Annotated in this window: 13 protein-coding genes and 1 pseudogene; all 14 read left to right on the forward strand. The window is 72.3% G+C overall.

The features are described 5' to 3' along the window. Positions 1 to 208: 208 nt before the first annotated feature. The 14 genes and pseudogenes from pgsA (at position 209) to AB0O01_RS19135 (ending at position 14,319) form a co-directional block, all read left to right on the forward strand. On the forward strand, positions 209 to 982 hold the full coding sequence (gene pgsA / locus AB0O01_RS19070) for a phosphatidylinositol phosphate synthase (RefSeq protein WP_365314944.1): 774 nt from the start codon (positions 209 to 211) through the stop codon (positions 980 to 982). Further along, complete coding sequence (locus AB0O01_RS19075) at positions 979 to 1,896, forward strand: phosphatidylinositol mannoside acyltransferase (protein WP_365314762.1); 918 nt, start codon at positions 979 to 981, stop codon at positions 1,894 to 1,896. The genes pgsA and AB0O01_RS19075 overlap by 4 nt, the downstream gene beginning before the upstream one ends. After that, positions 1,893 to 3,014: pseudogene (locus AB0O01_RS19080) on the forward strand (glycosyltransferase family 4 protein); the annotation flags it as partial. The gene AB0O01_RS19075 and the pseudogene AB0O01_RS19080, both read left to right, overlap by 4 nt. 465 nt (positions 3,015 to 3,479) lie before the next feature. Next, positions 3,480 to 4,025, forward strand: a complete 546-nt coding sequence (locus AB0O01_RS19085) for a hypothetical protein (RefSeq protein WP_365314763.1) — start codon at positions 3,480 to 3,482, stop codon at positions 4,023 to 4,025. Positions 4,026 to 4,953: 928 nt separating this feature from the next. Continuing rightward, positions 4,954 to 5,880: a pyridoxal 5'-phosphate synthase lyase subunit PdxS gene (gene pdxS / locus AB0O01_RS19090; RefSeq protein ID WP_365314764.1), complete on the forward strand. Its 927-nt coding sequence runs from the start codon at positions 4,954 to 4,956 to the stop codon at positions 5,878 to 5,880. Positions 5,881 to 5,887: 7 nt separating this feature from the next. Then, entirely contained in the window at positions 5,888 to 6,550 is a 663-nt protein-coding gene (pdxT, locus tag AB0O01_RS19095; RefSeq protein ID WP_365314765.1) for a pyridoxal 5'-phosphate synthase glutaminase subunit PdxT, read from the forward strand. Between the two features lie 47 nt (positions 6,551 to 6,597). Then, complete coding sequence (locus AB0O01_RS19100; protein ID WP_365314767.1) at positions 6,598 to 7,350, forward strand: YebC/PmpR family DNA-binding transcriptional regulator; 753 nt, start codon at positions 6,598 to 6,600, stop codon at positions 7,348 to 7,350. Between the two features lie 232 nt (positions 7,351 to 7,582). After that, positions 7,583 to 8,143, forward strand: a complete 561-nt coding sequence (gene ruvC, locus AB0O01_RS19105; RefSeq protein WP_365314769.1) for a crossover junction endodeoxyribonuclease RuvC — start codon at positions 7,583 to 7,585, stop codon at positions 8,141 to 8,143. After that, complete coding sequence (gene ruvA / locus AB0O01_RS19110) at positions 8,140 to 8,745, forward strand: Holliday junction branch migration protein RuvA (RefSeq protein WP_365314770.1); 606 nt, start codon at positions 8,140 to 8,142, stop codon at positions 8,743 to 8,745. The genes ruvC and ruvA overlap by 4 nt, the downstream gene beginning before the upstream one ends. 251 nt (positions 8,746 to 8,996) lie before the next feature. Continuing rightward, complete coding sequence (gene ruvB, locus AB0O01_RS19115; protein ID WP_365314772.1) at positions 8,997 to 10,091, forward strand: Holliday junction branch migration DNA helicase RuvB; 1,095 nt, start codon at positions 8,997 to 8,999, stop codon at positions 10,089 to 10,091. 163 nt (positions 10,092 to 10,254) lie between these two features. Further along, positions 10,255 to 10,746, forward strand: coding sequence for a preprotein translocase subunit YajC (gene yajC / locus AB0O01_RS19120; protein ID WP_365314774.1), 492 nt, complete (start codon positions 10,255 to 10,257; stop codon positions 10,744 to 10,746). A gap of 132 nt (positions 10,747 to 10,878) precedes the next feature. Beyond that, on the forward strand, positions 10,879 to 12,663 hold the full coding sequence (gene secD, locus AB0O01_RS19125) for a protein translocase subunit SecD (protein ID WP_365314776.1): 1,785 nt from the start codon (positions 10,879 to 10,881) through the stop codon (positions 12,661 to 12,663). A gap of 1 nt (position 12,664) precedes the next feature. Next, positions 12,665 to 13,783, forward strand: a complete 1,119-nt coding sequence (gene secF / locus AB0O01_RS19130) for a protein translocase subunit SecF (protein WP_365314777.1) — start codon at positions 12,665 to 12,667, stop codon at positions 13,781 to 13,783. After that, positions 13,780 to 14,319, forward strand: coding sequence for an adenine phosphoribosyltransferase (locus AB0O01_RS19135; RefSeq protein WP_365314779.1), 540 nt, complete (start codon positions 13,780 to 13,782; stop codon positions 14,317 to 14,319). Before secF ends, AB0O01_RS19135 begins: the two co-directional genes overlap by 4 nt. Positions 14,320 to 14,872 lie beyond the last annotated feature (553 nt).

Genomic DNA, 14,872 nt, shown 5'->3' on the forward strand with positions numbered 1-14,872 from the left:
GCACGGTGTGGTCGGTGAGGCGCGGGCGGACAGGGGGGCCGCGGTGGCGGCTCCGGTGACGCCCGCGGTCCTTCGAGCTTTCCACTCCCGTCACGGTGCGTCCATACAGGCGACGCGAACCCGACCGCCACCGGGGGCCGCGTACGGGCCGGGGCGCGGTGCCCCGTCCCCGGTGCCCGGCGGTCGTACAAGCGCCCGCGTGGCTACGATGGGCCAGCCGGTGGCCAGCAGGGGCCGCGCGGCGACAGCGACTCCTTTGGAAGTGTGGCAGGCCATGCTGAACAAGTACGCGCGTGCATTCTTCACGCGTGTCCTCACTCCGTTCGCCGCGTTTCTGATCCGCAGGGGCGTCAGCCCCGACGCGGTCACGCTCATCGGCACCGCCGGAGTGGTCGCGGGCGCGCTGGTCTTCTACCCCCGGGGCGAGTTCTTCTGGGGCACGGTCGTGATCACGCTGTTCGTCTTCTCCGACCTGGTCGACGGGAACATGGCCCGCCAGCTCGGCCGCTCCAGCCGCTGGGGCGCTTTCCTGGACTCCACGCTCGACCGGGTCGCCGACAGCGCGATCTTCGGCGGATTCGCCCTCTGGTACGCCGGACAGGGCGACAACAATGTGCTCTGCGCGGTGTCCATCTTCTGCCTCGCCAGCGGCCAGGTGGTGTCGTACACCAAGGCGCGCGGCGAGTCGATCGGGCTGCCGGTCGCCGTCAACGGGCTGGTCGAGCGGGCCGAGCGGCTGGTGATCTCGCTGGTCGCGGCCGGTCTCGCGGGCTTCGACACCTTCGGTGTCCCCGGTATCCACTGGCTGCTGCCCATCGCCCTGTGGATCGTCGCCGTCGGCAGCCTGGTCACCCTCATCCAGCGGGTCGTCACGGTCCGGCGCGAATCGGCCGAGGCGGAGGCCGCCGCCGCGCAGGACAATGGAGCCGCGGACGGCGATGCCCCGGCCGGCGCGTCCCACGGGAGCGAGGCGGCGAAATGAGCGCACGGGAGCGGTTGACCGACGCGCTGTACGGCGCCGGATGGGGCACCGTCAAGAGGCTCCCGGAACCCGTCGCCGTCCGGCTCGGCCGCTCCCTCGCCGACACCGCCTGGAAACGGCGCGGCAAGGGCGTGCTGCGGCTGGAGAGCAACTACGCGCGCGTGGTGCCCGACGCGAGCCCCGAGCGGCTGCGGGAGCTGTCCCGCGCGGGCATGCGCTCCTACCTGCGGTACTGGATGGAGTCCTTCCGGCTGCCGGCCTGGAGCCCCGAGCGGATCCGCAACGGTTTCGACCCCAAGGACATCCACCACCTCACCGACGGACTCGCCACCGGCAAGGGCGTCGTCCTCGCCCTGCCCCACCTGGCCAACTGGGACCTCGCGGGCGCCTGGGTCACCACCGAGCTGAGGACGCCGTTCACCACGGTCGCCGAGCGACTCAAGCCGGAGACCCTCTACGACCGGTTCGTCGCCTACCGCCAGGGCCTCGGCATGGAGGTCCTGCCGCACAGCGGCGGCACCGCCTTCGGCACCCTCGCCCGGCGGCTGCGGGACGGCGGCCTGGTCTGCCTGGTCGCCGACCGCGACCTGTCCGCCTCCGGCGTCGAGGTGACCTTCTTCGGCGACCGCGCCCGGATGCCCGCCGGACCCGCCCTGCTGGCCCAGCAGACGGGCTCCCTGCTGCTGCCGGTGACCCTCTGGTACGACGACTCGCCCGTCATGCGGGGGCAGGTCCATCCCCCGATCGAGGTACCCGAGTCAGGTACCCGCGCCGAGAAGACGTCTGTCATGACACAGGCGCTGGCCGATGCCTTCGCCACGGGGATCGCCGACCATCCGGAGGACTGGCACATGTTGCAGCGGTTGTGGGTCGACGACCTCGAACCCCGCGCGCCGGGCGGGGAGCAGCCGTGAGGATCGGCATCGTCTGCCCCTACTCGTGGGACGTCCCGGGCGGCGTCCAGTTCCACATCCGCGACCTCGCCGAGTACTTCCTCCGTCAGGGCCACGACGTGTCCGTCCTCGCCCCGGCCGACGACGACACCCCGCTGCCGCCGTACGTGGTCTCCGCGGGCCGGGCGGTGCCGGTCCCGTACAACGGGTCGGTGGCCCGGCTGAACTTCGGGTTCCTGTCCGCGGCCCGGGTCCGCCGCTGGCTGCACGACGGCTCCTTCGACGTGGTGCACATCCACGAGCCGACCTCGCCCTCGCTGGGCCTGCTCACCTGCTGGGCCGCGCAGGGCCCCATCGTCGCCACGTTCCACACCTCCAACCCGCGCTCGCGTGCGATGATCGCCGCGTACGCCATCCTCCAGGCGGCCCTGGAGAAGATCAGCGCCCGGATCGCGGTCAGCGAGTACGCCCGCCGCACCCTGGTCGAGCACCTCGGCGGCGACGCGGTCGTCATCCCCAACGGGGTGGACGTCGACTTCTTCGCCCGCGCGGAGCCCCGCGCCGAGTGGCAGGGCGACACCATCGGCTTTGTCGGCCGCATCGACGAGCCCCGCAAGGGCCTGCCGGTCCTCATGCGGGCCCTGCCCCGCATCCTCGCCGAGCGCCCCCGGACCCGGCTCCTGGTGGCCGGCCGCGGCGACGAGGAGCACGCGGTGTCCGAGCTGCCCCCGGAGCTGCGCTCACGCGTCGAGTTCCTCGGCATGATCAGCGACGAGGACAAGGCCCGCTTCCTGCGCAGCGTCGACCTGTACGTGGCGCCCAACACCGGCGGCGAGAGCTTCGGCATCATCCTGGTCGAGGCGATGTCCGCGGGCGCCCCCGTCCTCGCCTCCGACCTCGACGCCTTCGCCCAGGTCCTGGACCGGGGCGCCGCGGGCGAGCTCTTCGCCAACGAGGACGCCGACGCCCTCGCCAAGTCCGCCGTACGCCTCCTCGGCGACCCCCAGCGCAGAACGGAGCTGCGGGAGCGGGGCAGCGCCCATGTCCGGCGCTTCGACTGGTCGACGGTGGGCGCGGACATCCTCTCCGTCTACGAGACGGTCACGGCGGGCGCGGCGGCGGTCGCGGCCGACGAACGCGCCCACGAGTCCCGGCGCAGAACGGGCGGGCACGGGGGCGGGGCCGGGCGTGGCGGTGACGGCGGCCAGGGCAGGCAGGGTGGCGGCTCCGGCGGGGACAGGGAGGGTGGCGGGCTGCGGGCACGGCTGGGGTTGGCGCGGGAGTAGGGGTGGGTTGTCGGCCGGGGTCTCGGCCGGGGTCAGGGTCAGCGGCGGTGTGTGGTGTTGGTCCTGGTCGTGCGGGACCGGTGTCCGGTGTCCGACCGGCGTCGGTGGTCCGGGGCCGGCGTCCTGTGCGGGGTCGGCGTCGATGGTCCGGGGCTGGCGTCCAGTGCGGGGTCGGTGTCGGTCGTCCGGGGCCGGCGCCCAGCGCGGGGCGGGCTTCCGGTGTCGGCCGTCCGGGAGCGGCACCCGATCCCCGACCGGCGCCGGAAGTACCTGCATGCCGACTCCACGGCTCCCTCCAACCCCCTAAGGTGACCGTCCGTGACCGCAACCCTGATCTGGATCCTCGTCGCCCTCGTGGCGATCGGCCTCTATCTGAGCTGGACCGCCGGCCGACTGGACCGGCTGCACGCCCGGATCGACGCCACCCGCGCCGCCCTGGACGCCCAGCTCCTGCGCCGCGCCTCGGTGGCCCAGGAACTGGCCACCTCCGGGGTGATGGACCCGGCCGCGTCCATCGTGCTCTACGAGGCCGCGCACGCCGCCCGGCAGGCCGAGGAGGAGCAGCGCGAGGTCGCCGAGAGCGAGCTGAGCCAGGCTCTGCGTGCCGTCTTCGCCGACCCCCACCAGGTGGAGGGCGTCCGCGAGGCCCCCGGGGGAGAGGCGGCGGCCCATGAACTGACGGAGGCGGTGCGGCGGGTGCCGATGGCGCGGCGCTTCCACAACGACGCGGTCGGCGCCGCCCGGCGGCTGCGTGAGCACCGCAAGGTCCGCTGGTTCCGTCTCGCGGGGCACGCGCCCTTCCCGATGGCCTTCGAGATGGACGACGAGCCACCGGCGGCACTGGTGGAGCGGGCGGCGGCCTGAGGGGGTCCCTCCGGGGGTTTGGGGGTGGGGTGCCTGGGGTGCCTCGGGTGGCTGCCGAGAGGTGGGGAGCTGCTGTCAGGGGCGGGGTCCTGTCGCGGGGGTGGGGGAGCTGCTTTGGGTGCGGGAGGAGCTGCGCGGGCGTGGGGGAGCTGCTGTCAGGGGGGCGGGGTCCTGCCGCGGAGTGGGGGAAGCTGCCTTGCGGGCGGGAGGAACTGCGCCGGGGTGGGGGAGCTGCCGCCAGGTCGGGCCCTGTCTCGGGGTGGCAGGGAACTGCTTGAGGGGCGGGACGCCGGTGCCGGGCCGGTGTAGCTGCCGTTGGGGGGCGGGCCCCGTCGCGGAGCGTGAGTGATTGCCTGTGCGCCGTGGGGGGTGAGGGAGGGCCGTCCTGAAGGGCGGGACGCCTGTCCCTGGCCCGGGGGAGCTGCGCTGAGGTGGCCCTGTCACGGATGAGCGGGTGGAGCCTCCCCGTGCGGGCAAGGGCGCCGCCTTGACGGGCTGTGGCCCGCCTCCCGGGTGGCGGGGCACCGCCCCAGAGGTGGCTCCCTGTCCCGGACGCCGGGAGGCCCGCGCTCGGGGGAGGTCCGTTCGTGGGGGAGGTCCGCGCGTGGGGAGGCCCCGAGAGGCGGGGCGCCCGTCCCGGGTTGGGGGAGGCCCCCGAGCGGCGGGGCGCCCGTCCCCAGGCAGGGGAGTCGCGCCAGTGGCGGTACTACCTGCCCCCGGCTGGGAACCTCGCCAGAAGCGGGACGCTCACCCACCGAGGTGAGTTGACCTCTCCCCACCAAAACGATCCACCCCCTCCCCATTGGCCCTTGCAGTGGCCTGGTCCGTTCACGTTTCCTCAATGCAGCGGCCCCCCTGTTCACCGGAGCCGCACCCACCCTCCCCGCCCAGTTCACCCAGTTCACCCCGTTCCCCAGTGAGGTCACCCGTGTCCACCACGCTTCCCGACTCCGACTCCCGCTCCGCCCAGACCCCCGAGACCGGTACCGCGCGCGTGAAGCGCGGGATGGCCGAGCAGCTCAAGGGCGGTGTGATCATGGACGTCGTCACGCCGGAGCAGGCGAAGATCGCCGAGGACGCGGGCGCCGTCGCCGTCATGGCCCTGGAGCGCGTTCCGGCCGACATTCGCAAGGACGGCGGCGTGGCCCGGATGTCCGACCCGGACATGATCGAGGGCATCATCGAGGCCGTGTCGATCCCGGTGATGGCCAAGTCCCGGATCGGCCACTTCGTCGAGGCCCAGGTCCTCCAGTCGCTCGGCGTGGACTACATCGACGAGTCCGAGGTCCTCACCCCGGCCGACGAGGTCAACCACTCCGACAAGTGGGCCTTCACCACCCCCTTCGTCTGTGGCGCCACCAACCTCGGAGAGGCCCTGCGCCGGATCGCCGAGGGCGCCGCCATGATCCGTTCCAAGGGCGAGGCCGGCACCGGCAATGTAGTCGAGGCGGTCCGCCACCTGCGCCAGATCAAGAACGAGATCGCCCGTCTGCGCGGCTACGACAACAACGAGCTGTACGCCGCCGCCAAGGAGCTGCGCGCCCCCTATGAGCTGGTCAAGGAGGTCGCGGCCCTGGGGAAGCTCCCCGTGGTGCTGTTCTCCGCCGGAGGCGTCGCCACCCCCGCCGACGCGGCCCTGATGCGCCAGCTCGGCGCTGAGGGTGTCTTCGTCGGCTCCGGCATCTTCAAGTCCGGCGACCCCGCCAAGCGCGCCGCCGCCATCGTGAAGGCGACCACCTTCTACGACGACCCGAAGATCATCGCCGACGCGTCCCGCAACCTCGGCGAGGCCATGGTCGGCATCAACTGCGACACCCTCCCCGAGGCCGAGCGCTACGCCAACCGCGGCTGGTAAGCCACCGATGAGCAGCCCCCTCGAACCCGCCACCGCCGCCATACCTCCCGCCCCCGCCACCCTCGTAGTGGGCGTCCTGGCCCTCCAGGGCGACGTACGGGAGCATCTGACCGCCCTGGCCGCCGCAGGTGCCCAGGCGCTGCCGGTGCGGCGCCCGGAGGAGCTGGCCGGGGTGGACGGTCTGGTCGTGCCCGGCGGCGAGTCCACCACCATCTCCAAGCTGGCCGTCCTGTTCGGCCTGATGGAGCCCCTCCGCGCGCGCGTGCGCGCGGGGATGCCGGTCTACGGCACCTGCGCGGGCATGATCATGCTCGCCGACAAGATCCTCGACCCGCGCTCGGGCCAGGAGACCGTCGGCGGCATCGACATGATCGTCCGGCGCAACGCCTTCGGCCGGCAGAACGAGTCCTTCGAGGCCGCCGTCCCGGTCGAGGGCGTGGCCGGGCCCCCGGTGGAGGGCGTCTTCATCCGCGCCCCGTGGGTCGAGTCGGTCGGCGCGGACGTCGAGGTGCTCGCCGAGTACGACGGCCATGTCGTCGCCGTCCGCCAGGGCAACGCGCTGGCCACGTCGTTCCATCCGGAGCTGACCGGCGATCACCGTCTGCACGCGCTCTTTGTCGACATGGTGGTCGCCGCGGCGGGCGAGGAGCGGGCAGTGGAGTCCTTGTAGGATCTCAGGCGTCCTACAGAGATTGGTTACGCGAAGGAGACAGGCAGATGTCCGGCCACTCTAAATGGGCCACGACGAAGCACAAGAAGGCCGTGATCGATGCCAAGCGCGGCAAGCTCTTCGCGAAGCTGATCAAGAACATCGAGGTCGCGGCGCGGATGGGCGGCGTCGACGTCGAAGGCAACCCGACGCTGTACGACGCCGTGCAGAAGGCCAAGAAGCAGTCGGTCCCGAACAAGAACATCGACTCGGCGATCAAGCGCGGCGGCGGACTCGAAGCCGGCGGCGCCGACTACGAGACGATCATGTACGAGGGCTACGGCCCCAACGGCGTCGCCGTGCTCATCGAGTGCCTCACCGACAACCGCAACCGCGCCGCCTCCGAGGTCCGGGTCGCCATGACCCGCAACGGCGGCTCCATGGCCGACCCCGGCTCGGTGTCGTACCTCTTCCACCGCAAGGGCGTCATCATCGTCCCCAAGGGCGAGCTGACCGAGGACGACGTGCTGGGCGCGGTCCTGGACGCCGGTGCCGAGGAGGTGAACGACCTCGGTGAGTCCTTCGAGGTGATCAGCGAGGCCACCGACCTGGTCGCGGCCCGCACCGCCCTCCAGGAGGCCGGGATCGACTACGACTCGGCCGAGGCCAACTTCGTCCCGACCATGCAGGTCGAACTGGACGAGGACGGCGCCAAGAAGATCTTCAAGCTGATCGACGCGCTGGAGGACAGCGACGACGTGCAGAACGTCTTCGCCAACTTCGACGTCAGCGACGAGGTGATGGAGAAGGTCGACGCGTAGCGCGTCACGCGCGGCGGACCGGATCCGGCGCACCGGCTCAACGGGCCGACGGGGCAACCCCGTCGGCCCGTCGCCGTGCCGGGCGGGCTTTGCCGGGAGTCGCTCGGGGGCGTTGTCAGTGCCAGCCGATAGCCTGCACAAATGGTCGAACGACCAGGACGACCAGGACGGTCGGATGGCTGGACGGTCGGATGGCAGGACGACGGGACGAGACGGGACGGGAGGGGGGCCGGTGCGGGTACTCGGGGTGGACCCCGGTCTGACGCGCTGCGGGGTCGGGGTCGTGGAGGGCGTCGCGGGCCGCCCGCTGACCATGCTCGGCGTCGGCGTCGTCCGCACCCCGGCGGACGCGGACCTCGGCCACCGGCTGGTCGCCGTCGAGCAGGGCATCGAGGAGTGGCTGGACCGCCACCGCCCCGAGTTCGTCGCCGTGGAGCGCGTCTTCAGCCAGCACAACGTCCGTACGGTGATGGGCACCGCCCAGGCCAGCGCCGTCGCCATGCTGTGCGCCGCCCGCCGGGGCATCCCGGTCGCGCTGCACACCCCCAGCGAGGTCAAGGCCGCCGTCACCGGCTCCGGACGCGCCGACAAGGCCCAGGTCGGCGCCATGGTCACCCGGCTGCTCCGGCTCGACGCCCCGCCCAGGCCCGCCGACGCCGCCGACGCCCTGGCCCTCGCCATCTGCCACATCTGGCGCGCGCCCGCGCAGAACCGGCTCCAGCAGGCCGTCGCCCAGCACACCGCGCGCGCCCCGCGCGCCCCCCACCCCGCCCCGAAAGGCCGAACGGCATGATCGCCTTCGTCAGCGGCACGGTCGCCGCCCTCGCTCCGGACGCCGCCGTGGTCGAGGTCGGCGGTGTCGGCATGGCCGTCCAGTGCACGCCGAACACCCTGTCCACGCTCCGCCTCGGCCGCCCCGCCAAGCTGCACACCTCCCTGGTGGTCCGCGAGGACTCGCTGACCCTGTACGGCTTCGTGGACGACGACGAGCGCCAGGTCTTCGCCCTGCTCCAGACGGCGAGCGGGGTCGGCCCCCGGCTGGCCCAGGCGATGCTCGCCGTGCACACCCCGGACGCCCTGCGCCGGGCGGTGGCCACGGCCGACGAGAAGGCCCTCACCGCGGTGCCCGGCATCGGCAAGAAGGGCGCGCAGAAGCTGCTGCTGGAGCTGAAGGACCGGCTCGGCGAGCCGATCGGCGCCCCCGTGGTCGGCGCCCCGGTCAGCACCGGCTGGCGCGACCAGCTCCACGCCGCCCTGATCGGCCTCGGCTACGCCACCCGCGAGGCCGACGAGGCGGTCAGCGCCGTGACACCCCAGGCGGAGGCGACCAGGGGCACACCCCAGGTCGGGCACCTGCTGAAGGCGGCCCTCCAGACCCTGAACAGAACCCGCTGAGCGGGCGGCGCCGGGTGGAGGCGGCCGGAGGACCGGGGGCCCGGGACACCGGAGCGGTGACGGCCGGCACCGGGAGGGCGCCGCAGCAGCCCGGTGACGGGGCCGGGCGCCGCCACGCCACCGGGACAGCGGCAGAAACCGCAGCTCCCGGACGACGACCCGGCCCGGCCGCTCCCGTCGGCAGCCCCCCGTGAGCGGCTCCCCGTAAACCACCCCTCACCCCCCGTCCACCACCCCCAAGGAGACCCGCAGTGAACTGGGACGACCCGACCGACCGCCCCGCCGCCGAGCCCCCCGCCGGTGCCGACGCGGAGCGGCTGGTGGGCTCCGTCGCCGACCGCGAGGACCAGGCCGTGGAAGCCGCGCTGCGCCCCAGGGACCTGGACGAGTTCATCGGTCAGGAGAAGGTCCGCGAGCAGCTCGACCTCGTGCTGCGCGCCGCCCGCGCGCGGGGCGCCACCGCCGACCACGTCCTGCTCTCCGGCGCCCCCGGCCTCGGCAAGACCACCCTCTCCATGATCATCGCGGCCGAGATGGGCGCCCCCATCCGCATCACCTCCGGCCCCGCCATCCAGCACGCCGGGGACCTCGCCGCGATCCTCTCCTCCCTCCAGGAGGGCGAGGTGCTGTTCCTGGACGAGATCCACCGCATGTCCCGCCCCGCCGAGGAGATGCTCTACATGGCGATGGAGGACTTCCGGGTCGACGTCATCGTCGGCAAGGGCCCCGGCGCCACCGCCATCCCCCTGGAGCTGCCGCCCTTCACCCTGGTCGGCGCCACCACCCGGGCCGGACTCCTGCCGCCCCCGCTGCGCGACCGCTTCGGCTTCACCGCGCACATGGAGTTCTACGAGCCCGCCGAGCTGGAGCGGGTCGTCCACCGCTCCGCCCACCTCCTGGACGTCGGCATCGACACCGAGGGCGCCGCCGAGATCGCCGGCCGCTCCCGGGGCACGCCCCGTATCGCCAACCGGCTGCTGCGCCGGGTCAGGGACTACGCGCAGGTCAAGGCCGACGGAGCGATCACCAGAGAGATCGCCGCCGCCGCCCTCAAGGTCTACGAGGTGGACGCGCGCGGCCTCGACCGGCTGGACCGGGCCGTCCTGGAGGCCCTGCTCAAGCTGTTCGCGGGCGGCCCGGTCGGTCTGTCGACACTGGCCGTGGCCGTGGGGGAGGAGCGGGAGACCGTCGAGGAGGTCGCCGAACCCTTCCTGGTCCGCGAGGGGCTGCTCGCCCGTACGCCCCGTGGCCGGGTCGCCACGGTGGCCGCATGGGCGCACCTCGGTCTCACCCCGCCCCGCACCGGGCCTGCGGGAAACGGACAACAGGACCTGTTCGGGACGTGACGGCGCGGTTCTGGCCCGCACAGGAACCCCGGTGCCATGCTGAGCGTTGTTCCCTGCGCGCGGACTCGCTTAGACTCCGCCGATGCCGCCCTTGTCGGCGGCTGACAATCCCCCAACCATCAGGCCGCTTCCCACCGCGGTCGTGTGAAGGAAGTTCCGACCCGTGAGTCTCGTGACCCTCCTCCCGTTCATCGTGCTCATCGGGGCCATGTTCCTGATGACCCGGTCGGCGAAGAAGAAGCAGCAGCAAGCCGTCGACATGCGGAACCAGATGCAGCCGGGATCCGGCGTCCGCACCATCGGGGGCATGTACGCGACGGTGAAGGAAGTCAACGAGGACACGGTCCTCCTCGACGCCGGTCCGGGCGTCGACCTGCTCTTCGCCAAGAACTCCATCGGTGCCGTGCTGTCGGACGACGAGTACAACCGCATCGTCCACGGCATCGAGCACGACCTGAAGTCCGACGCCGACCTCGTCCCGGACGACGCCTCCGCGCTGACCGACAGCGACAAGCCCGCCGACGCCTCCTCCGACGACAAGCCGGTCGACCTCGGCAAGCGGGACGCCGACGACGAGCCGTCCGACGCCGCTCCCGCCGGGGCGAAGACGGAGGACGAGCCGAAGAAGACCGACGGCGACTCCGACGCGAAGTAGTCGTGCCCCGGGGCGTGCGGGCCAGGCCCTCGCGCCCCGGAGTGCGCCCAGCTCGCAGGGGATCCCGACACCATGTCATGGCCGTCCGCCCGCCGACCCGGAGCGCGGCGGCCCGAGAGGGAGTACGAGAAGGTGGCAGCACCTAAAAAGGGCCGGAACGCGAGCGCCCAGAGCAAGCCGGGGCGCTCGCTGGTCCTGATCCTGATCGCCATCGTGGCGCTCACGGGAGGCATGTTCGCCTCCGGACACACCACTCCGCGTCTCGGCATCGACCTCGCCGGCGGCACCAGCATCACGCTCACGGCGGTCAACGAACCCGGCCAGCCCAACGCGATCAACCAGACGAACATGGACACCGCGGTCGCCATCATGGAGAACCGGGTCAACGGCCTGGGTGTCTCCGAGGCCGAGGTCCAGACGCAGGGCGCCAGCAACATCATCGTCAACATCCCCAAGGGCACCGACTCCGAGCAGGCCCGGGAGCAGGTCGGTACCACGGCCAAGCTGTACTTCCGCCCGGTCCTCCAGCGCGAGGCGGCGGCCGACCCGGCGGCGAGCCCGAGCCCCAGCGCCAGTGACGGCTCCTCCGCCTCGCCGTCACCGAGCGCGTCCGCCTCCGCCTCCGGCGGTGACGAGTCGGCGAGCCCCTCCGCCAGCCCCTCGTCCTCGGCCACCTCGCAGGGCCGCGCCGTCCCCGAGGGCCTCAGGGCCACCACCGAGGCGCCGTCCCCCAGCGGCTCGCCCAGCAGCTCGGCCAGTGACGCCGCGAGCCCCTCGCCCTCCGCGAGCGACGGCGCCACCTCCGAGGCCGACGCCGCGCTCCAGGCCCAGTACGCCGCGCTGAACTGCGCCGACGCCGACCAGCGGGCCGAGGCAGGCAAGGGCGCCAAGCCCGAGGACTCCACGGTCACCTGCGGCCAGGACGCGGGCGTGTGGAGCAAGTTCCTGCTCGGCCCGGTCGCCGTCGACGGCACCGAGATCGACAGCGCCGAGGCGATCTTCGACACCCAGAGCGCGGCCGGCTGGAAGGTGGTGATGGACTTCAACTCCGCAGGAGCCGACAAGTTCGCCGACATCACCGGCCAGCTCTCCACCCAGACCTCGCCGATGAACGAGTTCGCGATCGTCCTGGACGACGAGGTCGTCTCCCACCCGTACGTCAGCACGGCGATCACCGGCGGCAACGCCGAGATCTCCGGCAGCTTCACCCAGGAGCAGGCCGAAAGCCTGTCCAACATGCTCTCCTACGGTGCGCTCCCGCTCTCCTTCAAGGAGTCCAGCGTCACCACCGTGACCGCCGCGCTCGGCAGCGAGCAGTTGGAGGCCGGTCTGATCGCCGGTGCCATCGGCCTCGGCCTGGTCGTGCTCTACCTGGTCGCCTACTACCGCGGCCTGTCGCTGATCGCGCTCGCCTCGCTGCTGATCTCCGCCGCCCTGACCTACGTGATCATGTCGCTGCTCGGCCCGGCCATCGGCTTCGCGCTGAACCTGCCCGCGGTCTGCGGCGCCATCGTCGCCATCGGCATCACGGCGGACTCGTTCATCGTGTACTTCGAGCGGGTCAGGGACGAGATCCGGGAGGGCCGCTCCCTGCGTCCCGCCGTGGAGCGGGCCTGGCCGCGCGCCCGGCGCACCATCCTGGTCTCCGACTTCGTGTCGTTCCTGGCCGCCGCGGTGCTGTTCGCCGTCACCGTCGGCAAGGTCCAGGGCTTCGCGTTCACGCTCGGTCTGACCACGCTGCTCGATGTCGTGGTGGTGTTCCTCTTCACCAAGCCGCTGCTCACCCTGCTGGCCAGGACGAAGTTCTTCGGCAAGGGCCACAAGTGGTCCGGCCTCGATCCCAAGCGCCTCGGTGTGCAGCCCCCGCTGCGCCGCACCCGCCGCCCCGTCGCCCCCGTCGAACCGAAGGAGGCGTGAGATGTCGAAGCTCGGCACCCTCGGCGCCCGGCTCCACCGCGGCGAGGTCGGTTACGACTTCGTCAAGAACCGCAAGCTCTGGTACGGCATCTCGATCCTGATCACCATCACGGCGATCGTCGGCCTCGCGGTGCGCGGTCTGAACATGGGCATCGAGTTCCAGGGCGGCGCGGTCTTCACCACCCCGAAGACCACCGCCACCGTCGCCCAGGCCGAGAGCTACGCGGAGACGGCGGCCGGTCACCAGGCGGTCGTGCAGGAACTCGGCTCCGGCGGACTGCGCATCCAGATCTCCGGCGTGGACACCGCCAAGTCCGACCAGGTCAAGCAGGACCTCGCCCAGAACCTGAGGGTCGACCCGGACGCGATCAACGCCGATCTGGTCGGTCCGAGCTGGGGCGAGCAGATCGCCAACAAGGCATGGCAGGGACTGGGGATCTTCCTGGTCCTGGTGGTGATCTATCTGGCCATCGCCTTCGAGTGGAGAATGGCCGCCGCCGCGTTCATCGCGCTGATCCACGACATCACCATCACCGTCGGCATCTACGCCCTGGTCGGCTTCGAGGTCACCCCGGGCACGGTGATCGGTCTGCTGACCATCCTCGGCTATTCGCTGTACGACACGGTGGTGGTCTTCGACTCCCTCAAGGAACAGACCAAGGACATCACCAAACAGAGCAGATTCACCTACAGCGACATCGCCAACCTCTCGATCAACAGCACCCTGGTCCGCTCGATCAACACCACGGTGGTCGCGCTGCTGCCGGTGGCGGGCCTGCTGTTCATCGGTGGCGGTGTGCTCGGCGCGGGCACGCTCAACGACATCTCGCTGTCGCTGTTCGTCGGCCTCGCGGCCGGTGCGTACTCCTCGATCTTCATCGCCACCCCGCTGGTCGCGGACCTCAAGGAGCGCGAGCCGCAGATGAAGGCCCTGCGCAAGCGGGTGCTGGCCAAGCGCGCCCAGACCGCCGAGGAAGGCGCCCGACCCGCACCCCCGGCCGCCGCCGAGGAGACGTACGACGACGATCTGCCCGAGGACGCGGCCCCGGCCGTCGTGGGGCCGCGCAACCAGCCGGCGCGCAACCGCGGCCGTGGCCGTCCCTCGGGGAAGCGCCGATGACGGACATCAGGGAGCTGCTGCTCTCCCGGATCCGGGACGTGACGGACTATCCCGAGCCCGGGGTGACGTTCAAGGACATCACCCCGCTGCTCGCGGACCCGGCCGCCTTCGGGGCCCTCACCGACGCCCTCGCCGATATGGCGGTGCGCCGGGGCGCCACCAAGGTGGTGGGGCTGGAGGCGCGCGGGTTCATCCTGGGCGCCCCGGTCGCCGTCCGCGCGGGCGTCGGCTTCATCCCGGTCCGCAAGGCGGGCAAGCTCCCCGGAGCCACCCTGCGCCAGACCTACGACCTGGAGTACGGCTCGGCGGAGATCGAAGTGCACGCCGAGGACCTCAGCGCGGGTGACCGGGTCCTGGTGGTGGACGACGTCCTGGCCACCGGGGGTACGGCGGAGGCGTCGCTGAAGCTGATCCGCCGTGCGGGCGCCGAGGTCGTGGGCGTGGCGATCCTCATGGAGCTGTCCTTCCTCGACGGCCGCTCCCGGCTGGAGCCCGCCCTGGAGGGCGCCCCACTGGAGGCCCTGCTGACCGTCTGACCGTCGTCCCACCGGCGGAGCGTTCTCTCGGGCGCCCCGGGCCTCGGCCCAGGGCGTCCGAACCGTTTCTCCGGGGACCTGAGCCGTACCGCCCGCCCGAACCGCTTCTCCGGGCACCCGAGCCGTTCTTCCGCCCGCCCGAGCCGTTGCTGCTCGCGCCCCGAGCTGTCTCCCCGCGGATCCGCACCCTTCCGCCGCGCGCCCGAGCCGTCTCCCCGCGGATCCCCACCCTTCCGCCGCGCCGAGGGCTACCGTGGCCGCCGCCCCTCCGCAGATCCGCCCCCCTCCACCGCGCCCCCGAACCGCTTCTCCGCCCACCGAAAACCGCTTCCGCCCCCCCACCCGAACCCGGTTCCCCCGCGCCCCCGAAACCCACTTCTCCCCCACCCACCCCGTTTCCCGACCCCCCCTCGGGGAATCAAACCTCCCGTCACCGGCGTTTTCGCGCCAAAGGTCCGCAGATCGTCCTGAAGGCGATGTCCCAGCCCGGGATCGCTACCATGGGGTCTCCGGAGCCTGACCGGGGGACCCGGATCGCGCACGAGGAGCCCTC

Source organism: Streptomyces sp. NPDC093252, from assembly GCF_040683675.1.
In the GTDB taxonomy this organism is placed as follows: Bacteria; Actinomycetota; Actinomycetes; order Streptomycetales; family Streptomycetaceae; genus Streptomyces.